This is a genomic window from Methanosarcina flavescens, assembly GCF_001304615.2.
Classification (GTDB): Archaea; Halobacteriota; Methanosarcinia; order Methanosarcinales; family Methanosarcinaceae; genus Methanosarcina; species Methanosarcina flavescens.
Genome location: NZ_CP032683.1, coordinates 2,446,009 through 2,471,707 on the forward strand (window position 1 = coordinate 2,446,009; position 25,699 = coordinate 2,471,707).

The following is a 25,699-nucleotide window of genomic DNA, read 5'->3' on the forward strand; positions in this document are numbered from 1 at the left end:
ATGGTAAATGTTACAGTTGATCCCTTAACCAGAATTGAAGGCCACCAGCGCGTATCTACTGAAGTAGATGCTAATGGTGTCATAACTGATGCCCAGTCATCTTCCCTTATATTCAGAGGTTTTGAGCGCATTTTGCAGAAACAGGACCCAAGAGACGCAGCCTTTCTTACCCAGAGAATTTGTGGTGTCTGTCCTATTTCTCATGGAATAACAGCCACAAACGCCCTCGACGACCTTTATGGCGTCGCTGAACATGTTCCTAAAGATGCTCTTGTAATGAGGAACATACTCCAGGGACTGAACATGATTGCAAGCCATGCAACCCATATCTATGTGCTCTGGGGCCCTGACCTCTCAAACCCAGCGTACAGAGATGTTCTTACAACTCTGGGAGACACTGGAAACGCAGTCTGGAAAGAAATGGTTGGAAGGTTTGCCCCAATTAGCTACAAGATAGATGGCACGGCTGTACCTGCGGGAAGTTCATATCTGGCAGCAATTCCTGAAAAGAAGCGTCTTCATGAGGCTATTGCACTTATTGCCGGTAGAATGCCTGGCCCTGCATCCCTTTATCCAGGTGGATATACCTACCCGGCTACTGTTGCAGATATAACCAAACTTTCCACCTACTATCTGGAGGTCATGGACTTCGTATCCAAGCATACTCTGAGAGTTCCATTCGATACCTGGATAGAAAATACCTATAAGGCAAGCTCTCCTCAGAAAGCAGTAAGCTTTGTTACTGAACATCTCCAGGGTCTTGTTGACAAATCAACTACATCCAATGATTTCTCCAAAGAGGCAGGTTGGGGAGACGTGGAATTTTATGCAGCTTTTGGTTCCGAACTTGTAGGAGAAACACTCCTTGGCCTTCCAGCAAGCCTTAAACTTGATACAATCGGTGGGTACAAGGATCCCTCAAAGATCTGCTTTGTTTCATATGGTGGATATTACAAGCCCAAAGACGGATACGACCCGAGGAGCCCGGCAGGAGACCGTATTTTCACCTCAGGTGTGGTATCAGGTAATCTCGAATACCTGAAATTTGATCCAGACAAGATTACGGAGAGTACTGCTCACTCCTTCTACGATAATAGTAATAACGACCTCCCACCATTAAAAGGCGAAACCGTTCCGTTTACGGATCCAGATAAAATCGTCTACACAGGAGGCTCGGATAGCCAGTACAGCTGGGATAAGGCTCCGAGATACGACGGAATTCCAGGTGAAGTCGGGCCTCTTGCACGCATGCTGAATATAAAAGAGCCGCTTGTAACCGGTCTGGCTCAGGCCTTGGCTGAGAACGGCTACTCTCCAGCTAATGTATACACCAGAATGCTGGCTCGTATGCAGGAAGTTGCAGTTCTCGCATATGAACTTCTCAACTGGGTAACAGTTGACTATGAGCCAGGAGGAAAGATCTCCGTGCCTGTAGACCTTAATGCAGCTAAGAATAACCAGGGAATGGGCTTATGGGAAGCACCTCGTGGAGCTCTCGGACACTGGGTCTCTGCTGGAAGCGATGGAAAGGTCACTAACTATCAGTGTATAGTTCCGGGTACCTGGTTAATGTCCCCAAGAGACAGCAAAGGCATACCTGGCCCGCTTGAACAGTCCCTCATTGGTTCAAAAATTAACCCCGTCGGAGATGTCGATTATACCAATCCAATTGGTATCTACCATATGGGCAGATCCTATGATCCTTGCATCTCATGTGCAGTCCACACCATTGACCTGACTGGGAAGCGTGCTCCAAATACTCTAAGAATACTTTAAGTATATACAAGGAGATGACCCACAATGAAATCTAATAACAACCGGTCAATGGTTGTTGAGCGCTATACAATAACTGACAGGATAGCTCATACTGTCCATGCTATTGCGATGATAGTGCTCATCATTACCGGGTTAAAGATCTATACGGGATGGGACTTTATGAGTTTCAGTACTGCCCGTGCCCTTCACATGATAATGGTTCCGTTCCTGCTTGCAGTGAACTGGATCCTTATCCCATACAATATTTTTTCCGAAGGTCGTGGAGTATTCGGAAAGATCTCGCATTTTACGGATCACTATATTTTTGGTCCTAAGGATGCAGTGCGCCTGGGTGGTATAATTAAAAACTTCTTCAGGAAGGGCAGGTATCCTGCCTATTCCATCTATGATGAAGAAAAAGGTCACTACGAGACCAAACTTCATCCCGTAATGAAGATCCTGATTGTATTTGAGGGTACAGCAATCTTCCTGATTGCGGTTTCAGGCATTGTACTGTATAAGCTTGACTGGTCAGTCTTCGGGCTGCCAATAGGGTCATGGATTCTTTCGATCGGAAACTTAATTGCGCCTTACTTCGATTTGACTGCTATTCAATTCTACAGAATACTTCACCTGGCGTTGACTTACTGGTTTATCTTTGAACTGGTAGTGCATGTGGGTATTCTGGAGTTTGACCCTAATGTCTGGAAGTACTATAAAGCTATCTTCTGGTCAGGAAAAGAAGATTTCTCAGACCCTCACTACTCAGAGTACATAGAGAAATATTCAAGGTTTGATGCCAAGGAAAAAAAGCACTCAAAACACTGAAAATTGCTAAAGAAAAACCTTAACTGGAGAAGGTAATATAGGCATATTCGAAAAACCTGTACACCTTTTAATTAAGTGAGAATATGTCTATATTACATGCTCCAGTCCGCATCCTGGGATGCGGAAGTCCATTAATGGGAAATGACGGTATTGGTCTCAAAGTGATTGAGGCCCTTCACAAAACCGAACTTAAAGACCTCAAAGACCTTGATATCGAGGATGCAGGTGTCTGCGGACTTGATCTCTTAAACCTGCTCGAAGGTGCCAGGAAAGTCATTATAGTGGATGCAATTCTGGCAGACAGCCCTCCTGGTACAGTACACCGTATAGAAGGAAAGGACTTACTGGATGGTACCGAGCCTCACCCTCTGGTTTCGATGCATGACCTTACAATTACTGATGTATTGAAAATAGGAGAACAGGTCCAATCGCTTCCGGAAGTCGTAGCTATTGGAATTGAGATAGGTTCTCCCGTTACTGAGATTACACAGGAGATAAGCCCCAATGTGCTTAATGGCGTGGATAAGGCCATACTGCTTATCAAAGAAGAAGTCTATTCCTCGCTTTAATCTTGTTTTTGTTAACTTACTTTGATTCAGGTCTTGTTTTAGGTTTTCTGCTTGATGATACTGAACAAAGCTTTAACAGGATGAATATAGCCCTTAAAGAGCGCGTTGAGCAAGCAGACCGAGCAGTTCTGAACCCTGCATGCAAATAAGTTAAACTTAAAATTTTGCTGGATAAAACGGCTATTTTAAGAATCTGCCTGAAGGGAATATGCAAATTTTAGTTCCCTTCAGGGTTAATGCACTCTCTTTTCCCTTTACGGATTATTCGGGTTTTCCCGGTACCCAATTGCTATAAAGCTTCCACTCGATTAAAGAATCCTCCCTGTCTGTTTCAATGTAAAATCTCCATATAATGGGTTCACTTACTGCGGAAAATTCCAAATTCATGAGGGTGTCAGGTAGAAGTACGGATTCTCTGTATTCTCCTGTGCTCGTTTTTATCCGGACGCTTGATTCGTTGGTCTTGAGGTTTCTCAACTCAAGGCGTATTGATTTGCCGGCTTCAGCTCCAAAAGAATAGTTGCTCCCTCTCCAGGTCCCTGCAGTAAGGAATTTGCGCCCCTGACTATCAACTGTATGGGGTAGTTGGGTCACAGGTGGAGTAATCGGTTTAGTTACACGAACCTGGGGTTGATCGATCGGAACTGCCTGCGTTGCCATCAGTGGAGGTTCAGCTACCGGTACTTCAGGAGGTTGAGGTATTTTGACTGCAGGCGCCGATACTCGTGGAGCCTTGGGCGCTTCTACCGGTGGGACTTCAGGTGCCTTTGCTGGTCCAACCGGAGATGCCCTTGGTGTCCGAACCGGAGATTCCGGGAATAAAGGACTCGGAACATCCGATACCTTTGGCTCTGTTGATGGTAAAGCCTCAGGCGTGCCTGTGACAAACTCTTCATCCAGGCTTCCTATAGTCTCTGGCCCCACAATACCGTCAACCCTCAGTCCGCGTGCCTCCTGGTAGCTTCTGACTGCCAGTTCGGTTTCTTCATCAAAAGTACCGCTGGCTCCAGTTTCGGGCACAGGAATACCCAGGAATATAAGAGCCTGCTGAACTTTTCTTACTGCTGAGCCGCTATCCCCTCTCTGGAGAACTCTTTCGTTGTCATAACAAGCCTCCAGAACCTCATCGCCTGCAAATCTCGGCGATCTTAAGTCGTGACCATCCCCAATAGTCATATTCTATCCCCCATACTTTGCTGCAAGCTTTCTCCCTTAAAGATGCAGTATTAATACTAAATGTTACTAGCCTTAAAATTTCAATAAATAAATAGTGATATTAAAATATATAAGGTTTTAGAAAAGCTATATTTATTTTTAAGTGTACACGGCTGTACACGGCTATTTTTATAAATTAAATGTATTAAAAACCATTTCGGAGGACATCTCTGGTTTATCCGGATATGCTTGAAATTTCTCAGAACAGATTCATCTTCTACAGGATTTTATAGAAATCTGATAAAGAGAGGCCTTCGTTCAAGCTTTTGCCTTTCTATTTTTTGAATTAGCCCTGAATAATACCCTGGCTGCGATATAAAAAGATTACTTGTGGAGTGAGGTCTGAAGATGTGATAGTCTTTAATATATTGGATTCCTTTTTTTATATGTCTTATATAAAATTATTTGCGACATGGGGGAAGTAGAATGAATAATGAGAGTTTACTTGAAAAGTTTAAAAATCTCGATTTCATAAAAATGGACCGACGGACATTTATAAAGGCTGTAGGGGCAATGGGGGCTTCGCTATTTCTGCAAATCTATAAAAGCGATATCGCTAAAGCCTTTAATGGGCTACCTGAAACCAAAGTACTCTGGCTTCACGGGGTAATGGACTCGGGATGTAGCATCTCAATGCTGGACGGAGAAAACCCGGACATACTGGAATTTCTCCAGCTTTTTAACCTCAACCTGCTTTACCATGAGGTACTGATGATGCAACAAGGAATCTTCGTAGATGGACAACTTGCAAATACGAGTGATCTGAACTCTGAAGTCCTGCTGGAAGAAATTCTGGAAAACGAAAGAGGCTATGTGCTTATTGCAGAAGGTGCAATCGCAAACGGGCCTCATGGTTCCGGGAAATACATGGTTCTCGGAGGAAAGATCTACAGGGATGTTTTCGAAAGAGCTGCGAGAAACGCCTCAGTAATTGTTGCAATCGGGCAGTGTGCAACCAACAGTGGAGTAAATGCCGCTGAAAGTGAGATCAATGATCTCATGGACCATCGTGGAGTTGCTTTTACTCGGGAAGACTCGTCAAAAGGAATTGTAGATCTGCTAGGGATAGATACGCCCGTTGTCAATGTTAACGGTTGTCCTGCCCATCCTGACTGGGTATTTTTAACCGTAGGCGCAATCGCCCTTGGGAAAATCAGGGTGCCTGACGATTTACCTGAAGTATTGGATAGGTGGTATCGTCCTAAGGTTTTCTACCCCCCAGACTACACAGTGCATGATAACTGCCCGCGACGTGGGTTTTATGACCGTGGAGAATTTGAGACTACAGTAGGCGGACCAAAATGCCTCTGGAAACTTGGATGCAAGGGACCTTACTCTCACGCAGACTGTGCCACACGCCGCTGGAACGGCCATATCAATTTCTGTCCGCAGGCTGGCTCTCCATGCATAGGCTGCGTACAGCCAGGTTTTCCGGATAGCACCAGGCCTTTCTATGTGGAGATAGAAGACGCCGGAATCGTCAATACTAACCTCGATACCATAGCAGGGGTAGCAATAGCAGGGGGGCTTATTGCTGCAGGTGCCCATGCCTTAAGAAGGACAGTTTTGAGAAAGCCAGAGGAAAAGGAAGGCACCACTGAAGAAAGCGCATTAGAGAGGGCAGGAGGTGAAAAATAATGGTAGAGGTAACCGTAGATCCCCTTTCAAGAATTGAAGGGCATTACAGGATCAATACTGAGGTCAGTGAGGACGGCGTGATTACTGACGCTCAGAGCAATGGCCTGGTTTTCAGGGGTTTTGAGAGGGCTCTTCAACACCATGATCCCAGGGATGCAGCTCTCTTTACCATGAGAATCTGCGGGGTCTGTCCGGTTTGTCACAGTATAACTGCAGCAAATGCTCTGGATGACCTTTTCGGGGTTGCAGACCAGGTTCCCAAAAATGCCCTTGTTATGCGGAATGTTCATCAGGCAATGAATTTTATAGCCAGCCATGCAGCTCATATTTATGTGCTCTGGGGTCCGGATCTTGCAAATCCCGCTTACCGAGATCTTCTCACACAATACGGAGATGTTGGAAATGCTGTATGGGGAGAGTTATCCGGACGTTTTATGCCTCTTGTAAACCAGGAGAGAGGTACCCGTTATCCTGCCGGTTCTTCCTATGTTGCTGCTCTCAGGGAGTTCCGCCGCCTTCACGAAGGTATTGCTCTCATTGCAGGCAAAATGCCTCATCCCGTGCTGCAGCATGTCGGAGGGGTGGTTTACTCTCCAACTGTTGCAGATATTCAGAAACTTATCTCGTATATTTCACAGACTGCAAAATTTGTTGAGAACTTTACACTTGGGGTGCCTCCGGAAACCTGGATTGAGAATACTTACAGGGCTTCTTCCCCGGAAAGTGCTGTGAATTTTGTTATTGAGCGCCTGCAGGAGCTTCTGGACGATTCTCTTAACAGCAATGACTTTTCACATGCTTCAGGCTGGGGAGACGTTCCGCTTTTTGCGGCTTTCGGTTCGGAACTGGTTGGAGAGACTCTGCTTGGCTTGCCAGTTAGCCTGAAACTTGACCGTTCAGGGGGCTATAAAGATCCTAACACAATCGGTTTTCTTTCTTATGGAGTTTTTTTCAAGCCTGAGAACGGGGATGGTTACGATCCGACAAGCCCCGCGGAAGACAAAGTTATTCCATCAGGCTATATGAACGGAAATTTGCAGCTTGAAAAATTTGATCACAGGAAGATTTCAGAAAATATCACTCATGCATTCTATATTGATGAAGAGGCAGACCGTCCTCCCTGGAATGGGGTTACAAACCCTGAGGATAATCCTGATGAAATCGATTATACCAGAGGTTCGGAAAGCCGTTACTCCTGGGTAAAGGCTCCTAATTATAGCGGCATTCCCTGTGAGGTCGGCCCGCTTGCCCGACTTCTGGTTATGGGAGAACCTCTTATTACGGGTCTTGCAAGAACTTTCCAGGAAAACGGCTACTCTCCTGCAAACAACTATACTCGTATGCTTGCAAGAATGCAGGAGATTCTGATAGTGATTCCCGAGCTGTTGAAATGGCTCAGTCAGGATCTTGAGGCAGGCGGAAAGGTTGCAGTACACACAGAACTTTCCATGGCAAGGGATTCCGAAGGAATGGGATTGTGGGAAGCCCCGCGTGGTGCCCTTGGGCACTGGGTAGCTACAGATTCGGATTCCATGACAACCCTGTACCAGGCTGTAGTTCCAAGCACTTGGAACCTTGCGCCGCGGAATGGGCAGGGGATTCCAGGCCCTGCTGAGCAGGCTCTTATAGGGACAAAGATTTCGGCTGCGGAAAATGCCCTTGGAGTGGATTATGCAAATCCACTGGGAATCCTGCATACGGCTCGTTCCTATGATCCCTGCCTTGCCTGTGCAATTCATACAATTGATATAACCGGAAAGAATCCTGATCACATTATCAGGGTAGTTTAAAGGAGGTTGGATTATGGTACGATCAGCCGAAAGACCCGCTTCCAGAAGAAAGGTTGTTGAGCGCTATACATGGCTTGAGAGGGTTACTCATCTGGTGCACCTTATTGCTATGTTTGTCCTGCTTATTACAGGATTCAAAATCTATGCCGGCTGGGATTTCATGTCCTTTGATGCAGCCAGAACCTGGCATATGATCGCTGTTCCCTTTTTCCTGGTTGCAAACTGGCTTCTGGTCCCTTATAACATATTTTCTTGCAAAGGAGAAAAATGTAGCATCAGGCACCGCATAGAGCATTTCAAAGAGTCTTACATATTCGGGAGAGCCGATGCAGAGCGCCTTATCGGTACAATCAAAAATTTCTTTGGAAAAGGCAGGTATCCGGCTTATACAATCTATGATGAGCGTAGCGAGCATTATGTTACGAAACTTCATCCCGCGATGAAGATTTTGCTTGTTTTCGAAAGCCTGTCAATTTTCCTGGTGGCAGTCACTGGGATTGTACTCTATAGTCTTACCTGGGCTCCGTTTGGAATTCCAATCTCAGAATGGATACTCTCTGTAGCCTGGTATTTTGCATCCCTGGTTAATGAAAACGGTCTGGCACTGCTCCGCTTTTTACACTTGTTTGCAGCCTACTGGTTTGTCCTTGAGCTTATAATCCATGTAGGAATAATTGAGCTTGATCCGAATGCCTGGAAATATCATAAGGCGATCTTCTGGTCCGGAAAAGAAGATCTCTCGGACAGACATTTTGTCAAAGTAATTGAGGAGGGTGAGCAAAAAGGAGTGGCAGGAGAGCACTGACAGTAAATTCCAGCAGCAGAAATATCAACTCCGAAATAAATATTGACATGTGTACCTATTTAAAAACGATTATATACCTACCATTCTTATTTATATACGGGAATCAGGATGTATGAACTGGCGGCAGTTCGGACAAAACTCAGCCAGATCATCCTCAACCTCTTGATTCTTTTTTCAGTGGTAGTGCTCTGGTTAACTGTGGTTGAGGTTGTTCTCAAATGTTTGGTAATTAAGGGCCCTTTTTGAGAATTCTCGGCTTTTCTTTTATTTCATTCTTAAATTTATTCGTTTTTCTCATTACTTTTCCTTGTTTCTTCTATACTCTAAACTTTGCCTCCTGTTTAATAATAAGTCTTAAGGAATAATCTGTAATACGAACTATTTGCCGCCTGTTTTTTTGTCTTTGACTTCGTGCTCTATAGAAAAACTCTTGAACAGGACCTGGATGTGTTAAAGAGCACTACAAGGCAATTTTCTGGTACGGCAAAGGGAGCTTGACAGATAGGTATTTGTCAAGTAGATTAAATAAGTGATCAAAAATGATAAGTAAAAGTATTTGAACATAGGTAGAAAAATAGTCGGCTAATCGAAAAATATAAACTGAAAGATAAGTCCCATTACGAAACCTATCGTGCTATAGTAAGCAAGTCACAGGTAGTTTTAACTTTTATACATAGCTTTTATGTTTGTTTTTACTTGTTTCTTATTCACGTATAGTTCTTATCTTCGCCCAAAGCATCTCCAGTCCCAGTCTTTACAGACCCATCTCCAGCCCCAGTCTTTACAGAACCAATCTCGGCCCCGGCCGCCCCAGTCTTTACAGAACCGCTGTCGATCCCAGTCATCACAGACCCACCTGCAATTCCGACCGCCATCTCTCCAGCCATCTCGATCGTCATCATCGTCATCTCGCCCCCTTGTAGGTTGTGCGCTCACTACCGCGACCATCATTGACATTACAAGCAAAACTAGGATAGAAATACCCAGTATCTTCTTAGTTCTGTCAGATATTTGTTTTCCCATTTGTCTACACTCCCAATTATTATTTAGTTTGATGCAATTTGAAGGCTGTTGATTTTTGATTCACTTCCAATCGGTAGATGCATCAATAAGTTTTGTTTTTTCCAGTTAACCATCCAGATTCATCTCTGGAAGGGTATAAGCATTGGTAACTTTTTCAATCTTCATTTTATATGCTGATGACTGCCGATGAAAGTTATCTCAAATTGTATTACCATGAGTTTTATGATTTAAGAAATATAAAAACTATAGAAATATAAATAAGTAATCAATATTAACTGAAAGGTAAAGTTATTTAGTCAAGTTTTTGCTAATATATCTTTAATAATATTATTTTTCTATAAATCTTTCTCGCATTCCGCAGAAAACTAGAAAAAGTACCTATTTGTTCAATATAGCAATGGACTAAAATATACATCATCTTTTCATTCTGTTTGTAACCTATATTCAAGCTTAGTGTGCCTGAGGTAGATATGCAAAATTAATGACATTAATTAGTTAGGTTAGAGAAAAGTTGATCAGTTAATCATGATCAGTTAATCATGATAATACTATAACATATAGATTTATTATTAACTGTCTCACTAAATAGAGTGATGTGTATTTGAAAGAATAAGGGCTCTCAGATTTTATGAGTCTTTACTCACTAATTTTTCCACAACCGAAATCCTTATTGTAAAGGCAGCGCTATGGCAGGACTATGGAAATGCAAAGGGAAATCCAGGTAATCTGCGGGAATGTAAATATCCCGAAGCTTTCTGACTTTCTAAAAACAATAAATTCGATAGCTTCCGAAAATGAAGTCATTATCCAGGGCTTAAATGCAGACCTGATTGCAGGTGAGAGGCATCTTCATTATGCAGTAGGAAAAGCTCTTAGGGCAATTGCTGCGGGCAGAAACATAGCGAAAGACCCCGGAATCGAGATTATGCGGTACGCATCCGGGGAAAGACAAATTGAGAGGAGTTTTTCGATAGGGTTGCATAAAGGGGAAAACAATGCTGTATTCGTACTGTTTGGAAAAATGGATAATCTGGTTCTCGCCCTCTCTGCAATCCGAAAACTGATTCTCGAAAGACCCTGTTCCGAACTGCTTGCTTATTCAAATTCCAAAAGGGAGAAAATTCTTTCCCTGTTCGGCATCAGTAATGCCGAAATAGAAGCCTCAGGGGAAGAACATATTCCTGAACTTGTTATTGAAAGAGTAGCACTGGCAGATTTTGTAAAGTGAAAGTCTATCTCAAGCTACGTCTACAATATCCGGTTTCTCATTTCTGTTCTTTATCAGGGTAAATACGGTATCGGTTTCCCCCTTTCATAAATTATATGCGCTTTGTAACTATACGAAAATACGAACTCATTATCTTCGGATTGTGGGGAAGTTGACGCTCTCATCTCCCACCTGTCTTCCGGTTTGGCCAATAGATTCTTTAATATAGTATTGAATCAAGAGATCACATAAACATCCAAAGTATAATAACGAAAAGAAATTCCGTTATCAGGAAGCAGATTATATCAAGCAGAAAATGGGAGTTGATTACCATATCGTATCCGAAGACCGTAGAAAGAATAATTGATCGTGCGGGACCAATTGAGTGTGAATTATTGCCCAGACTTATTCAGGTGACCGAAACTGCTGCCATTGCCGCAGCCTACCAGATGGGGCGCGGGAATAAAAATTTTGCTGATCAGGTAGCAGTCGCTGCTATGAGGAGGATGCTGAATAAGCTTGATATGAGAGGCATAATCAAGATAGGGGAAGGAGAAAGGGATGAAGCTCCCATGCTTTATATAGGGGAGCAGGTAGGCACAGGAAAGGGAAACCTGGAAGTCGATATTGCCGTCGACCCTCTTGAAGGAACGAACCTTACCGCAGATGGCATCCCTGGCTCGGTTTCAGTCATGGCAATGGCGGAAAGGGGGGGAATTTTCCACGGGCCTGACATTTACATGGATAAGATTGTTGTCGGACCGGATGTGGTGCGATATGAAGAAGAACATCCCGGTGAAACAATTGATCTGGATGCTCCTGTCAGACATAACCTGGAGATTGTCGCAAAAGCCCTTGAGAGAAGTGTTGAAGAACTCGTTGTTGTAATTCTTGACCGGCCAAGACATGTCCAGAAAATAACCGAGATTCGGGAGGCTGGAGCCCGTGTAAAGCTGGTCAGTGATGGAGACCTTATGCCTGGGGTTTCGACTGCAATCCGTGGGTCAGGCATTCATATGGTAATGGGTGCAGGCGGCTCAGGCGAAGCTGTACTTACAGCTGCTGCGATCAAGATCCTTGGCGGAAAGATTCTGGCAAGGCTTGTGCTTCCCACGGTTGCAAATGGAAAGTCTCAGAATATGATCAATCAGGAAATCGAGGAAAAAATGCCCAGGCTTGAAAAAATGGGAATTACTCTTGAAAACCTCAAGGATGTGCTTGACACAAATAAACTTGTACCCGGGAACGACGTTATCTTTTCAGCAACAGCCGTAACTCCAGGCCATTTTCTGCGTGAAGTCAATCTGTTTGGTGGTGGAGATGCAAGAGTGCATACGATTTCCATGGGTTCATCCGGAGCTGTCAAGTTTACAGACAGCATCTATATAAGGGATAAGCGGGACACTCCTCTCTACCTGTAAATCCCTTTATCCTTTCCTTTTTCATTCTTTTTAAAACACGGATTTTAAGAAGATATAACTAAAAAACACGGCATTAGAGTCAGAATATGAAGGTCTATCTTGAAAGTTTTGGCTGCTCGGCAAGCCAGGCATCAGCCGAGATCATGAAGGCAAGCATTGAAAGGCTCGGGCATGAGCTATTGAGTCCGGGCACTGCCGACCAGGCAGAGATCTACATCTGTAACTCCTGTACAGTAAAATACACTACAGAACAAAAGATACTCTACAAGCTCCGCAGGATGGGTGAACGAGGCGTGCAGGTAATCGTTTCCGGGTGCATGCCCGAGGTGCAGCTTGAAGATATTCTCCACGCAAATCCCGAAGCCCATATCCTGGGAGTAAATGCGATTTCCCGGCTTGGCGAGCTTCTTTCCTCACTTGAGCAGAGAAAAAAGAGAGGTCTGTCAGGAGGAACACGTCTTGAGCTCAGGACTTCCGAACCCCTGGGTTTTCTCAATGTTCCACGCGAGCGTTCCAATCCGAATATTCATATCTGCCAGATCTCCCAGGGCTGCAATTTCGCCTGCTCTTACTGCATTGTAAAATATGCAAGGGGCAAATTGCATTCTTTTCCACCGGATGAGATTGTGGAAGACATTCGCGCAGCTGTTGCAGACGGATGCAGGGAAATCTGGCTTACTTCCCAGGACGACAGCCAGTACGGAATGGATACGGGTGTCAAACTTCCGGAGCTCCTGCGCATGATCTCGGAAATTCCCGGAGACTTCAAAGTGAGGATAGGTATGATGAATCCCTTCTCTGTCCTTCCTATTCTCGATGATCTTGTAGATGCTTTTGACTCAGACAAAATTTTCAAACTCCTTCACCTCCCTATTCAGTCTGCTTCCCACTCAGTCCTGAAGAGAATGAACCGCTTGCATAAAATGGACACCGTGGATACTATCATAAAAAAGTTCCGTGCCCGTTTCGAAGACCTTTCTCTTTTCACCGACATAATCGTTGGCTTTTGCGATGAAACTGATGAAGACTTCAGGGAGACTGTCGAATGGATACAGAAATACCGCCCTGAAAAGGTCAATATTTCAAGATATTCTCCTCGCCCGCACACGAAAGCTTTTTCCTTCAGGAACCTCGATTCCCGGATTTCGGTCAAGCGTTCTCACGATTTACACAAAATCTGTGAGCAGATCAAACTTGAATCAAAGCAGGCTATGGTAGGCTGGAAAGGCCGGACTTTTGTCTCTAAATATACGGAAACAGGGGATGTTCTCACCCGCACGGATTCCTACCGTCCTGTCGTGATAAGAGGCTCGAACCTGAAACCCGGTCAATATGTTGATGTGGAAATCGTTGCTGCAAAGCCCGGTTATTTCCTCGGCAAACTGGTTGACAATTGATCTGCTACGAAAACCTCTGCTGGAAGACTTATTTTTTAATCAAAGTCCAAAATCTAAGAACTTGAATACTTTAACTTATGCCCGGACAGAAGCACAAATTCAGGTTCAGCAGAGGGATTTCTGATAATTTTAACTCCTGCTATTTCTAATAGTTTCAGCTCCTGGTATCCGGCTTTTTTCAAAAAGAATTAAAAATCTAAACTTGCTCTGTGTCTCTTTTTGGCAGCTAATTTACTCAATACAGGTAAATATAACAACCTCATCTTCAAATAGTAACATATAAATACTTTCACTCATATGTGGGAAAATAAGGTTTCAGAACTTTCGGGTATAATCAGTCACAAAGAAAAAAATACGGGGTTAATAGAATGAAAATTTGTATAACAGCCAGCAGTGAAGGGCTCGACTCCGAAGTGGACCCAAGGTTTGGGAGATGCAGCCATTTTATAATTTATGACCCTGATACCAGATCTGTAGAATCCATATCAAATGCGAGTGTAGCAGCTTCTGGCGGTGCTGGTATTAAAGCAGCCGAAATTATTGCAAATGCGGGGGTCGCTGCACTCTTAACAGGCGGTTTAGGTCCCAATGCTTTTTCTATTTTTGAAGAGTTTGGTATCGACGTTCTGGTTGGAGCAAAGGGTACAGTTAGGGAGGCTATTAGCCAGTATGAAGCTGGAGAACTGCAGCCAATCCGCAGTCCCAATAGCACTCCTGGTTTTGGTATGAGAAAGGGAAATGGTAAGGGAAGGGGAATGAAAGGAGGTGGTATGGGAAGGGGGATGGGCAGAGGCATGTAAGACAAAACTTGCTAGCTAAGTAAAATAGAATCCATGATTAAGAACAGAATCTGTGATATTAGACACATTCCTCCATGTATGAAAAACGGTATATTTTTTCTTTCTAAAAATTTATATAATTATGATCTTACGAGAAAAAAGATCAGTGCAACAATAAAGCTACTGATTAATAAGGGTGATAAAAAATGCAGGTGATTCTATGAGAGTAAGTATTCCTACAAGAGATGAAAATGGTCTGGAGGGAATTGTTGAACAGCATTTTGGAAAAGCTCCCACTTACACCATAATTGACACTGAGACTGATCAGGTCATGGTAATTCCCAATACCAGTGAGCACATGGGAGGTGTCGGGCTCCCTCCTGAATACCTTAATCAAAATGGAGTGGACGTCATGCTTTGTGGCGGGCTAGGGTTCAAGGCTGTTCGTATGTTCGAGTCATATGGAATTAAGGTTTTTGTAGGAGCTGGAGGCACAGTCAGGGAGACGTTTGAAGCCTGGAAAGCAGGAAAGCTCCAGAACGCAACTGCTGAGAATTCCTGTTCCGAGCACGGGAATGAGGAGCATCACCAGCACTGAAATCGTGAGTTTTACTCCCAGTGCCAGAGATATTTTGATTTCTATAGCCTCTGTATTTTAAATTATGGAATAAAGCGATAACACATGTTTAAGCGGTCTTCAAATGAATTCACAGGATAACTTAAAACTCGGGGTAAAAGCCTCAAGAAACTCGACTCTAGCGCTTGCACTCCTCGCTTTTCTTAAAGGGGCTGTAGGTATTTATTCCGGAAGCATGGTTTTGCTTGCGGACGCAGTCCATACGGGACTGGATATTTTCGCTTCGCTGGCAGTCTTGATTGGACTCAAAATAAGCCTTAAAAGCAGCGGGAAGCATTTCCCTTACGGTTATTATAAAGCAGAAAATATTGTAGCTCTCTTTGTTTCTCTGTTGATCCTGTTTTCCGGTTTTGAGTTGCTAAAAGAGGGCTTTACAGGCGTGAGTACTGCTTCCAAACTTGAGTTCCAGGGGCTTGCTCTTGCAACAGCTGTTTTTTCCGTGCTTGTAATCTATGGGCTTTCAGTATATAAACGAAATGTAGGGACCAAGATTAATTCCCAGGCTCTGATAACTGATGCAAGACACTCTTATACGGATGTCTTTTCATCGATGGTTGTGGTTGTGGCAGTTCTTGGCTCCATACTGGGGTTCTCGGAACTTAACAACCTGGGCGTTATTTTAATTTCTCTTTTGATCTTCAAAATGGGGATCGAAAGTGCAAGGGATGCAGTGCTCACGTTGATGGATGCCTGGCTTGATGAAGAGAAAAGTGAGAGGATTAAAAAAAATATATACAATATCCCTGGCTTGATAGAGCTCGAAGACCTGAAACTCCGAAAATCCGGGCTTGTGGTTTTCGGGGAAGCCACTGTCGAAATAGAGGGCGAGACCGACCTGAAAAGGGTGGAATTGCTATCAGAAGATATTAAAACGGCTGTTAAAAAAGAAGTGGAAAACCTGGAGCATATTGTTGTCAATTTAAAGCCCGTACGCAGGAAGAACTTAAAGCTAGCCCTTCCAGTTCTTGATAGGAACGGTTTTCAAGCAGAGCTTTCGGAACATATCGGAAAATCCCCTTATTTTCTCTTTGTAGAGCTTGAAGAAGGTAGGGTAGGAGATTGGCAAATCCTTGAAAACCTGTTTTCCAATTCCGAGAAGAAAAGAGGTGTGAAAGCTGTAGACTTAGTTATCAGGGAAAAGGCAAACGCCATTGCGGTAAAAACAGTTGCAAAAGTCCCCTTCTATATGCTCCGGGATAATTTTATAAAAATACTGAGAATCCCTGAAGGGGCAGCCACTGTAAGAGATGTCCTTGACAGATTCCAGGATCTTGAAGAAATCACAGCTCCTATGGAATAACACGGAGATCGAATATGAAAATTGTAATTGCAAGCGGAAAAGGAGGAACAGGAAAGACCACGGTTTCCTTAAATCTTGCCCTCGCTCTTTCAGATGTACAGCTTTTTGACTGTGATGTTGAAGAGCCTAACTGTAATCTTTTCCTTGGCTTTGAGCTTGAGAAAGTGGAAGATGTCGTCTGCTCGGTGCCTGTAATAAATCAGGAAAAATGTAACATCTGCAGGCAGTGTTCTGACTTTTGCCGTTATAACGCCCTTGCTGCACTACCTGACAGAGTTCTGTTTTTCCCTTCCCTCTGCCACGGATGTGGGGGATGTACTATCCTCTGTCCGGAAAAAGCAATCCAGGAATCCCAGAGATCACTTGGAGTGATCGAAAAGGCAAAAGGAGAGAGTTATCCGGAGTTTTACAGGGGACTTTTGAATATCGGGGAAACAATGACATCGACTGTTATCAAAACACTCAAGAAACATATTGATGACCGGAAGATTGCAATTCTTGATGCGCCGCCTGGAACTGCCTGCCCAGTAGTCACCTCTATTGAAGGCATGAATTACTGTGTGCTTGTGACGGAATCAACCCCATTCGGTTTCTATGACCTCAGGCTTGCAGTAGATGTTGTAAGAGCAATTAAAGTTCCCTTTGGAGTTATCATTAACCGCTATGGGTTAGGAGACTCAAGGGTTGAGGAATACTGCAAAGCCGAAGGAATTCCTGTTCTCCTCAAGATCCCAAATGATCGAAAGATTGCAGAGCTCTATTCTAAAGGCATTCCTTTTGTTCGAGAGATGCCTGAATGGAATGAGAGGTTTCTTGGCGTGTTCGAGGCAATAAAATTTCAGCTTGCAGGTAAGGAGGAAGCGGGAATATGATACAGCTCACTGTGATCAGCGGAAAGGGGGGGACTGGAAAGACAACCCTTACGGCAGCCTTTGCCTCGCTTGCAGGAAGTGCCGTTATTGCAGATTGCGACGTGGATGCAGCCGACATGCATCTTATTCTGGAGCCCAGGATTCTTGAAAAAGAAGACTACTGCGGTCTTGAGGTTTCTCTGATTGATCCGGAACTCTGTACTAAATGCGGAGTATGCAGAGAATCTTGCAGGTATGGGGCTATAAATAAAGACTTTAGAATCGACCCTTACAAATGTGAAGGCTGCACAGTCTGCAGTATTGTTTGTCCTGAGAGAGCAATTTCCATGGAAAAAAGAATCTCAGGTCAGGCTTTTTACTCCGAAACCCGTCTTGGACCAATGGCTTATGCAAGGCTCGATATAGGGGAAGAGACAAGTGGAAAACTTGTAAGCGTAGTTCGAAGCAACGCAAAGAAACTTGCGGAGAAGTTCCATAAGAATTTGATTATTATTGATGGACCTCCCGGAACAGGTTGCTCAGCTATTGCAGCTATTACAGGGACAGACCTGGTTGTGGTGATAGTCGAACCAACGGTTTCCGGAATCCATGATATGAAAAGAGTCCTTGAACTTGCTGCACATTTCATGATCCCGGCTTTTGTCTGCATCAATAAATATGATATAAATGAAGAGAATACCCGCCGGATCGAAGAATTCTGTACCAATACTGGTATTCAGGTACTTGGCAGGCTTCCATATAATGACATTGCAACAAAGGCTATGCTTCATAAGCAAACCGTAATAGAATATGCTAAAAATAATGAGTATGCAAATGAGTACGCAAATGTAAGCGAGTTTGCAAACCAGATAAGGAAAATCTGGGTTAAGGTAGAAGAGACACTTGTGGATCTTCAGGGTAAACAGGAGGAGATTATACACCTTGAGATGAGGAATTTATAAACTTCGGTAAAATCTGAATATGAATTCATTATTCTGAGATCCTAGTGATATTTTCCACGGACATTCGACCAATACGCTGAGCTGATAAGTGATTCCTGCAAAATCTATTATTTCTTTGGAAATCTTATCAATCAGGCATCTGTAATTTAGCCTCTTTTCGGCTGCATGTTCTTGCAGCCTTAGATTTTTTATTTTTTGAGATAAAAAGTATCAGATTTGGAGTTTTATATTCTTTTTTCGCAGGTTATTATTTATATAATATCCTTTGTATATAAACTTTAGATATAATAACATGCTATTTGAGTAAAATAACCTGTGAATTTAGAATAACGGTCTATGAATTTGCATAAAATGATAGGTCATTTGAATCTGGAATAATGACCTGTATTGCAGTTTTGCTAAAAGATCTCTTGCATTTCTTGCCTGTGTTTCTTTGATATAATGCTGTTTATTGTATTTGAGGGGGTTTAAACACTGAAAGATATTGCTGTGGGAACATGTGTACGCCTGTTGTCCAGAATGGATAACGAGGCTCTTAACGGGTTCTGGGGAGAAGTCTCTAGAGGAAATTATCCTATAATCGATTTCGAAGGTAATCTTGGTTATTCACTTTTGAGCCAGGATAGTCTGTTGTTCATAAGGAATGATTTTAAGGCTCCGAGTTATGAGCAGTTTGAGCTGGTCTTCGGGGATCTCTTCCTGCCAGACACGGTTCAGGAACTCCTTTTTAAAGACAGGGCACTGCTTCTTATGGTGTACAGGAAAGGCATGCAGAACCTTCTATTATCCGAACTTCGTATGGACATCAAGTTCATGCTTGATCTTCCTCACGGGGAATACTACTTTTTTGCATTTGTCCTGGATATGGGAACAGAATCCCTTTTAGACTCCAGAATCCATGCCATAGGCTTCCCTTCTAGAAAGTATTCGAACAACCCTGAGCTTGAGACTTTTTACCTCAATCATCCTGTAGATACCTGGGAATTCGTTGATCCCTCTCATGTAGACATTAAACATGGAGGACCTTACTACATCAATTTGATTATGATAAATATTGAAGAAATCCCGGACTGCCCAATGCTATTTTCCGAACTCCTTCAGGAAGACGAGCCCGGGCCCCCTCTTTAAAATTATTTGGAGATTAATATCTAATATTCATAACTAGTTTGTGACTCCACAAAACTCAAAATATAAAATACTTACAGCCTAAGAATATGAGCATTACATACTTGAGATGCTTATAGCTACCGCCTTTCCACGGTTTGATTCCAATCCCCTCAGGGTAATCCTGCCCTGTTATCTACCTCCCAGATATTCAAACGTTACCTCGCTGGTTTTATTAACCCAGCTAGCTAAAAGCAGTACTTTATGCTTTTTTTAACTGGAAATAACGATTTTTATCTCCTCTAAATAACTATTTATCATACACAGGATGAAGAACCTGTATATACCACTAAACAAAGGAGAAAAGCCTGAGAATAAAACCTGAAAGCTTTAGAGGGATGACCTTGCAACTCAAAATCAAGACTTCCAAACGTGTTGAGCTTGTAGATATCACTTCAGAGGTTCAGGAAGAAGTAAGGAAAAGCGAAATATCTGAAGGCATCTGCCTTATCAGCACACAGCACACTACCGCAGGCATCATAATAAACGAAAATGAAACTGGGCTAAAAGAAGATATCCTGGATCTCTTAAATAAGCTGGTGCCTGCTGGCGCAGGATACAGGCACGACCGTATAGACGACAATGCCGACTCTCATCTCAGGGCAATACTGCTTGGAGCAAGCGAGTCTCTGCCTGTTTCGGAAGGAAAGCTTAAGCTGGGCACCTGGCAGAGAATTTTCTTTGCCGAAATGGATGGACCAAGAACCAGAACTGTAAATATTACGCTTCTAAGGGCTTAATGCCGTAAAGAACAAGCGGTAATCAAAAATAATAGAAGATTCTTACGAATTGCCTGAAGCCATTCTTGAATCTTCCGGATTATTGAAATCATCCAGACGCATTTGCTTCTTTCTGCAATTTTCTCCAGGAATTTCCACTGGATACTCACCTGTGAGGCAGCCAATGCACATGTCGTTCTTATCGCATTCCAGAGCACGCATGAGCCCGTCAATACTCAGGTATCCAAGGGAATCGGCATTAATTAGGCTTTCGACCTCTTTTATAGTCTTATATGATGCGATAAGTTCCTGCCTGGTAGCCATATCTATACCCAGGTAGCAGGGAGCAATAATTGCAGGACTTCCTACCCGCGCATGAACTTCTGATGCTCCTGATCTGCGGACCATATCTATAATCCGCCTTGAGGTTGTACCCCGGACAATGCTGTCGTCAACCAGAACCACACGTTTGCCTTTAACGTTATCGTGGATGGCGTTCATTTTTAGCCGGACTGCAGTATCACGCAATTCCTGACCAGGCAGGATAAACGTGCGCCCAATGTAACGGTTTTTCATCAGGCCTTCAAGGTATTTGGTACCTGATTCCCTGGCATAACCAATTGCCGACGTAATCCCAGAGTCCGGAACTGGAGAAACAATATCAGCGTCAACCGGATGCTCTCTGGCGAGTTCGCGCCCGATATTTTCCCGAACTTTATAGACAAGTTTGCCGTCAATCACGGAATCAGGTCTTGCAAAGTAAATAAACTCAAACACGCAATGTGCAGGATGAGGCTCGCATCCTATCTGGTGGCTCTCAAAGCCGTCACCAGTAAAGACTATCACCTCGCCTGGCTGCACATCCCTGATAAGCGTGCCATTGAGAGTATCAATGGCTACACTTTCAGAGAAAACTCCATATCCTCCATCGACTTCTCCAAAGCAGAGCGGCTTGAATCCGAAAGGATCCCGCACGGCATAGAGAGTGCCATTGATATGGATTACTAGGGAATAGGAGCCTACAAGTTTGCGCATGACGTTACGGATCGATTCTACAGGCTTGTGCCTTATCAGTTCCTTTACGAGAAGATGACCAATAACCTCGGTATCGGAATCGCTGATAAAGATACGGCCTTCGCACTCCAGTTCGTCCTTGAGGGCTTTGGCGTTAACCAGGTTCCCATTATGGGCAATTGCAACTGTTCCGCCTTTGAAGTTCAGGACAAAGGGCTGACAGTTTTCGATTTTTGATCCTCCGGATGTTGAGTAGCGAACATGCCCTACTCCTACGTTCCCGATTAAACATCCTACAGAATCTTTGTTATACACATCAGGAACAAGACCCATGCCTTTGATGGAATGAGAGGATGTACCGTCATATACCATTATCCCGGTGGATTCCTGTCCTCTATGCTGGAGAGCATACAGGGCGTAATACAGTTTGAATGCAACAGTATTGGATAGGGATCTGTCTTCTGGTAGAATTATGCCTGCAACACCGCATTCTTCTTTCAATTTTGGCCTCCGGTGCAGGTAAAAAATAGATAAAGTGGAACAGACAGGTTTAATACTTACACTTTGCCTGCCACTTGTAAGCTCTCATGCGAGATGTTTTTCCAAAGCCGCATGAAGTACACTGTTTTGTATGCACGTTTAAAGAAACACTGCCGCAGCGTCTGCATTTGACGTGCGTGCGTTTCTGCCTTTTTCCCATTGATGATGTACCTTTACTCATTCCTAAATCTCCTGCTAAAAATCAATTATTAGAGCAATATTCGATAATCTAAAGCGGTTCTGTTTTTCTGAATTTACTTCCTGCGGCCAGCTACAATATAGCCCTGTTACTCACCGAGGTTTAACGATAATAGATAAAGTGCTTGATATAGATTACGGAGATACGTATACCACGTTGTCGCCGCGAATAACGACACTACTGAACTTGCTTACAACTTCTCCTTCTCTAAGCTCTTCAGCATTGTCAAGCACAAGGTTCATGTGAATATCGTATCCTTTCAGCTCGCCTCTAAACTCGCGTGCGCCTTTCAATCTAACGATTACAGGTGTATCCAGTGCGTTGTTCAAAATATCCAGAGGTCGGTTTGCCATCCTTACAATCCCCTTAAAACATTATAAATTAAGTCATTATCCATATCAGTATAAATAATTAATTCAGATTTTAAACTGGTCGTTACGTTTAAATTTGATTATTTGCATCAAAGTCGCAAATACAATATATAAATGTATCGAAGCAATATATCATTTTTCAAGTTTTCATATAAAAGACACCCTTATATGAGCAAGGCATTCTTCAAAAATACCCTCACTAAGAGAGATTCTCCTCAAAATTACCATGATATGAAAAAAATATTCTCATAAAGAATACCTTCAAGGAGAAAATGAATGGCTGTTCAAGGATACTGAGAAAATTTTTTACAGGCAATTCTATCAAAACCTAACAAAATTTCTTTGAATGCACAATGTTAAATTAATTAACCTCATTGCCAGGAAAAAAGCTTGGGAATACGAGAATAAAAGTGAGAAATACATGACAGAAAAACCCTTTAAAATAGGAACTCCCATTGTTATGACTATTGCAGGCTCGGACTCCGGAGGAGGAGCCGGAATTGCTGCAGATTTGAAAACCTTTGCCGCCCTTGGAGTGCACGGGACCTGCGCCATTACGTCGGTCACTGCCCAGAATACTACAGGCGTCCTAGAGACATTTGATCTCGCTCCTGAAGCCGTATCCAGCCAGATAGAGGCTGTCTGTTCCGATATGGAAGTTAAGTGGGCAAAAACCGGCATGCTTGCCTCATCGGAAATCATAAGAGAGGTTGCAAAAGAAGTAAGGAAACAGGGACTTTCCCTTGTGCTGGATCCTGTTATGGCTGCGGAAGCAGGAGGCGACTTGCTGCGAAAAGAAGCTCTCTCTGTTCTTGTTGAGGATCTGCTGCCCTCCTGCAGGGTTACAACGCCCAATGCGTCAGAAGCAGGCGCACTTGCCGGCATGGAAGTCAAAACCCCTGAAGATGCCAAGATCGCAGCCACAAAAATTGCGGACTTGGGTGCCGAAGCTGTCATTATCACTGGAGGGCACCTGGATGCCACGGACTTGATTTATGAGGCTGCTTCTGAGACTTTTACTCACATTCCGGGCACTTTCGTTAAAGGGGGAACACACGGTTCGGGATGCACCTATTCTGCGTCATTGACAGCCTTTTTAGCCTTAGGAGAGAGTCTTGAAGGAGCTGCAAAGAAAGCAAAGAAGTTTGTTGAGCAGGCGATCCTTAAGAGCCGTCATGCAGGAAAAGGAGTCAACCCTGTAAACCAGCTTGGTGCGATCCTTGAAGAAAAAGAGCGCTACCTGGTTTTAAGGGATCTAAAAGAAGCCGTTTTAACCCTTGAAAACAACCCTAATTTTCCAGATCTTATTCCTGAGGTAGGCTGTAACATAGGAATGGCTATTCCAGAAGCTAACAGTTACGAGGATGTTGCAGCAGTTGAAGGTCGAATCGTGAGATATCGCGGGCGGGCAGTTGCGGTAGGCTGTGTGGATTTCGGAGCCAGCAGGCATGTAGCAAGGATTATTCTTGCTTCCCTTCGTTATAATTCTCAAATAAAGGCAGCAATCAACGTAAAATATTCAGAAGAAGCCCTTGAGGCCTGCAGAGAAATGAAGCTTGGAATTTCCTCATTTGACAGAGTTGAAGAACCGAAGGACACCAAAACTATGGACTGGGGCACAGCCGAAGCAATTAAAAAATATGGTGGTATGCCGAAAGTCATCTATGATAAAGGCGGCCCAGGGAAAGAACCAATGATACGCCTGCTCGGTACAGGCGCGACTGAAGTGGCAGAACTTGCTGTGAAGCTTGCTGAAAGGATACGGCAAAAACCCTGTTAAAACCAGGTACTTATGTATCTGTACGGTCGTTCCAGAATCGAATAGGACTCCCGGAATCGAGTGAAGTTTCTTAAAGTCAGGCTCTGGTTCTGGCCATTTTCCTTATTTCCAATTCCTATTTTTAATCGCTCTATTTTTCCCCAGTTTCTCCACTGAACGGTTTTCCTTTTTGGTTCATGGCTTTGAGAGACAGTTCCCCTCCAGACTTTCTGATTCTTCACTAAAGTACATAGATGGAATATGAACACCTTAAATGTAAATTAAGTAACAATTAAATACGTCGAGGTACGATTTTGTACGTAAAAGAATGATGGAGTAAACCTATGGAACAGACCAAGATAATCCTTGATGAGAATGAGATGCCTAGACAGTGGTATAATGTCCTTTCAGACTTATCTTCTCCTATTGAGCCACCTCTTGATCCCAGAACCTGGGAGCCTATAAGTCCAGAAGCCCTTGAGCCGATCTTTGCAAAAGCCCTTATCAAGCAGGAAATGAGCGATGAAAGGTTTATCGATATCCCTGAGGAGATTCACGAGATCTACAAACTCTGGAGACCCAGCCCCCTTTACAGGGCTCACAGGCTGGAAAAAGCTCTAAAAACCCCTGCAAAAATATACTATAAATATGAAGGGGTGAGTCCTGCCGGCAGCCACAAGACAAATACCTCAATTGCCCAGGCCTATTATAATATGAAAGAGGGAACCGAGAGGATGACAACCGAGACCGGGGCAGGGCAGTGGGGAAGTGCATTAGCTCTTGCCTGTAATTACTTTGAACTCGAGTGCAAAGTGTATATGGTTCGTTCCAGCTATTACCAGAAGCCCTATAGGAAATCCCTGATGACAGTGTGGGGAGGTAATGTTGTGCCCTCACCCAGCCCGGATACGGAATTTGGGAGAAAGATTCTTGAAGAGCAGCCAGATACCCCAGGAAGTCTGGGAATCGCGATCAGTGAAGCCGTAGAAGATGCAATCGCGCACGATGACACAAAATACTCTCTCGGAAGCGTGCTTAACCATGTTATACTTCACCAGACAATAATCGGGTCTGAAAGCAAAAAGCAGCTTGAGAAAGTTGAGACCTATCCTGATATAGTCATAGGCTGCTGCGGAGGAGGAAGTAACCTTGCTGGAATTTCCCTTGAATTTATTAAAGACAGGCTTGAAGGAAAGGGCAATGCAAGAATAATCGCAGTCGAGCCTTCGGCATGTCCTACCCTGACCAAAGGTGAGTACAGGTACGACTACGGAGACACTGCAGAGATGACTCCGCTTCTGAAAATGTATACCCTGGGACATAAGCATGTGCCTCCTGCCATCCATGCAGGCGGTCTCCGCTATCATGGGGACTCCCCAATCATAAGTAAACTCTGCGCTGAAGGGCTTATTGAAGCCGTTTCATACGATCAGTACCCTGTATTTGATGCCGGTGTACAGTTCGCACGGACTGAAGGCATAGTCCCTGCCCCGGAGTCCTCTCATGCTATCCGCTGCGCAATAGACGAAGCCCTCAAATGCAAACAAACCGGGGAAGAAAAAACAATCCTCTTCAACCTCAGCGGGCACGGGCATTTCGACATGACATCCTATGACAAATACTTCAACAAAGAACTCTCCTGAACCCGGAAAAAAGAGTAAAAATCAATCCAGAATTTGGGGGATGCCCTTAAGGCATCCTCAAATTTCGAAGTCAGGACTACTCTCCTGAGGCGCAATTCGGGCCGTCCTTCCGA

The 25,699-nt window shown here is 43.8% G+C and carries 23 protein-coding genes; 18 read left to right on the forward strand and 5 right to left on the reverse strand.

From position 1 onward, the window contains the following. The 3 genes from AOB57_RS10755 to AOB57_RS10765 all read left to right on the forward strand — a co-directional run bounded on the left by AOB57_RS10755 (position 1) and on the right by AOB57_RS10765 (position 3,152). Entirely contained in the window at positions 1-1,776 is a 1,776-nt protein-coding gene (locus AOB57_RS10755; RefSeq protein ID WP_054299402.1) for a nickel-dependent hydrogenase large subunit, read from the forward strand. A 24-nt stretch (positions 1,777-1,800) separates the two neighbouring features. Further along, positions 1,801-2,583 carry a cytochrome b gene (locus AOB57_RS10760; RefSeq protein ID WP_054299401.1) on the forward strand — a complete coding sequence of 261 codons (783 nt, stop codon included), beginning with the start codon at positions 1,801-1,803 and terminating at the stop codon, positions 2,581-2,583. Between the two features lie 83 nt (positions 2,584-2,666). After that, positions 2,667-3,152, forward strand: a complete 486-nt coding sequence (locus AOB57_RS10765) for a hydrogenase maturation protease (RefSeq protein WP_054299400.1) — start codon at positions 2,667-2,669, stop codon at positions 3,150-3,152. 261 nt (positions 3,153-3,413) lie between these two features. Here the strand turns inward: AOB57_RS10765 and AOB57_RS10770 are convergent, their stop codons facing one another. Further along, positions 3,414-4,328 (reverse strand): peptidoglycan-binding domain-containing protein, encoded by a 915-nt coding sequence (locus AOB57_RS10770; RefSeq protein WP_054299399.1) that lies wholly within the window; start codon positions 4,326-4,328, stop codon positions 3,414-3,416. 465 nt (positions 4,329-4,793) lie between these two features. Between AOB57_RS10770 and AOB57_RS10775 the strand changes: the two genes are divergently transcribed. Genes AOB57_RS10775 through AOB57_RS10785 form a run of 3 tightly spaced genes read left to right on the forward strand, consistent with a single transcriptional unit; the run spans position 4,794 to position 8,600 of the window. After that, on the forward strand, positions 4,794-6,005 hold the full coding sequence (locus AOB57_RS10775) for a hydrogenase small subunit (RefSeq protein WP_054299398.1): 1,212 nt from the start codon (positions 4,794-4,796) through the stop codon (positions 6,003-6,005). Beyond that, entirely contained in the window at positions 6,005-7,795 is a 1,791-nt protein-coding gene (locus tag AOB57_RS10780) for a nickel-dependent hydrogenase large subunit (RefSeq protein ID WP_054299397.1), read from the forward strand. Before AOB57_RS10775 ends, AOB57_RS10780 begins: the two co-directional genes overlap by 1 nt. 13 nt (positions 7,796-7,808) lie before the next feature. Further along, positions 7,809-8,600, forward strand: coding sequence for a cytochrome b (locus tag AOB57_RS10785; RefSeq protein WP_054299396.1), 792 nt, complete (start codon positions 7,809-7,811; stop codon positions 8,598-8,600). A 707-nt stretch (positions 8,601-9,307) separates the two neighbouring features. Here the strand turns inward: AOB57_RS10785 and AOB57_RS10790 are convergent. Continuing rightward, positions 9,308-9,508: a hypothetical protein gene (locus AOB57_RS10790; protein WP_167829601.1), complete on the reverse strand. Its 201-nt coding sequence runs from the start codon at positions 9,506-9,508 to the stop codon at positions 9,308-9,310. Positions 9,509-10,326: 818 nt separating this feature from the next. Between AOB57_RS10790 and cgi121 the strand changes: the two genes are divergently transcribed. From cgi121 to AOB57_RS10840, 10 genes are all read left to right on the forward strand, one after another. Next, on the forward strand, positions 10,327-10,851 hold the full coding sequence (cgi121, locus tag AOB57_RS10795; RefSeq protein ID WP_054299394.1) for a KEOPS complex subunit Cgi121: 525 nt from the start codon (positions 10,327-10,329) through the stop codon (positions 10,849-10,851). Between the two features lie 311 nt (positions 10,852-11,162). After that, positions 11,163-12,251 carry a class II fructose-bisphosphatase gene (glpX, locus tag AOB57_RS10800; RefSeq protein WP_054299517.1) on the forward strand — a complete coding sequence of 363 codons (1,089 nt, stop codon included), beginning with the start codon at positions 11,163-11,165 and terminating at the stop codon, positions 12,249-12,251. Between the two features lie 86 nt (positions 12,252-12,337). Beyond that, positions 12,338-13,648, forward strand: coding sequence for a tRNA (N(6)-L-threonylcarbamoyladenosine(37)-C(2))-methylthiotransferase (locus AOB57_RS10805; RefSeq protein WP_054299393.1), 1,311 nt, complete (start codon positions 12,338-12,340; stop codon positions 13,646-13,648). 368 nt (positions 13,649-14,016) lie between these two features. Beyond that, positions 14,017-14,448 (forward strand): NifB/NifX family molybdenum-iron cluster-binding protein, encoded by a 432-nt coding sequence (locus AOB57_RS10810; RefSeq protein WP_054299392.1) that lies wholly within the window; start codon positions 14,017-14,019, stop codon positions 14,446-14,448. Between the two features lie 199 nt (positions 14,449-14,647). Next, positions 14,648-15,025, forward strand: coding sequence for a NifB/NifX family molybdenum-iron cluster-binding protein (locus AOB57_RS10815; protein WP_048166970.1), 378 nt, complete (start codon positions 14,648-14,650; stop codon positions 15,023-15,025). 103 nt (positions 15,026-15,128) lie between these two features. Further along, complete coding sequence (locus tag AOB57_RS10820) at positions 15,129-16,364, forward strand: cation diffusion facilitator family transporter (protein WP_048166969.1); 1,236 nt, start codon at positions 15,129-15,131, stop codon at positions 16,362-16,364. Between the two features lie 14 nt (positions 16,365-16,378). Then, positions 16,379-17,236, forward strand: coding sequence for an ATP-binding protein (locus AOB57_RS10825; RefSeq protein WP_054299391.1), 858 nt, complete (start codon positions 16,379-16,381; stop codon positions 17,234-17,236). Next, positions 17,233-18,177 (forward strand): nucleotide-binding protein, encoded by a 945-nt coding sequence (locus AOB57_RS10830; RefSeq protein ID WP_054299390.1) that lies wholly within the window; start codon positions 17,233-17,235, stop codon positions 18,175-18,177. The genes AOB57_RS10825 and AOB57_RS10830 overlap by 4 nt, the downstream gene beginning before the upstream one ends. A gap of 519 nt (positions 18,178-18,696) precedes the next feature. After that, on the forward strand, positions 18,697-19,305 hold the full coding sequence (locus AOB57_RS10835) for a hypothetical protein (RefSeq protein ID WP_226999699.1): 609 nt from the start codon (positions 18,697-18,699) through the stop codon (positions 19,303-19,305). A 380-nt stretch (positions 19,306-19,685) separates the two neighbouring features. Then, positions 19,686-20,081, forward strand: coding sequence for a secondary thiamine-phosphate synthase enzyme YjbQ (locus tag AOB57_RS10840; protein ID WP_082384292.1), 396 nt, complete (start codon positions 19,686-19,688; stop codon positions 20,079-20,081). 42 nt (positions 20,082-20,123) lie between these two features. On the opposite strand, the gene purF is transcribed toward AOB57_RS10840, so the two are convergent. The 3 genes from purF to AOB57_RS10855 all read right to left on the reverse strand — a co-directional run bounded on the left by purF (position 20,124) and on the right by AOB57_RS10855 (position 22,166). Beyond that, a complete protein-coding gene (gene purF / locus AOB57_RS10845) occupies positions 20,124-21,575 on the reverse strand; it encodes an amidophosphoribosyltransferase (protein WP_054299388.1) in 1,452 nt (483 codons plus the stop codon). A 49-nt stretch (positions 21,576-21,624) separates the two neighbouring features. Further along, the gene (locus AOB57_RS10850; RefSeq protein WP_082384277.1) at positions 21,625-21,795 is read right to left on the reverse strand and encodes a 50S ribosomal protein L37e; all 171 of its coding nucleotides are present in this window, start codon (positions 21,793-21,795) and stop codon (positions 21,625-21,627) included. 152 nt (positions 21,796-21,947) lie between these two features. Next, a complete protein-coding gene (locus AOB57_RS10855) occupies positions 21,948-22,166 on the reverse strand; it encodes an LSm family protein (protein ID WP_011032293.1) in 219 nt (72 codons plus the stop codon). A 439-nt stretch (positions 22,167-22,605) separates the two neighbouring features. Between AOB57_RS10855 and thiD the strand changes: the two genes are divergently transcribed. Continuing rightward, entirely contained in the window at positions 22,606-23,964 is a 1,359-nt protein-coding gene (gene thiD, locus AOB57_RS10860) for a bifunctional hydroxymethylpyrimidine kinase/phosphomethylpyrimidine kinase (RefSeq protein ID WP_054299515.1), read from the forward strand. A gap of 323 nt (positions 23,965-24,287) precedes the next feature. Further along, positions 24,288-25,586, forward strand: a complete 1,299-nt coding sequence (locus tag AOB57_RS10865; protein WP_054299386.1) for a TrpB-like pyridoxal phosphate-dependent enzyme — start codon at positions 24,288-24,290, stop codon at positions 25,584-25,586. Positions 25,587-25,699 lie beyond the last annotated feature (113 nt).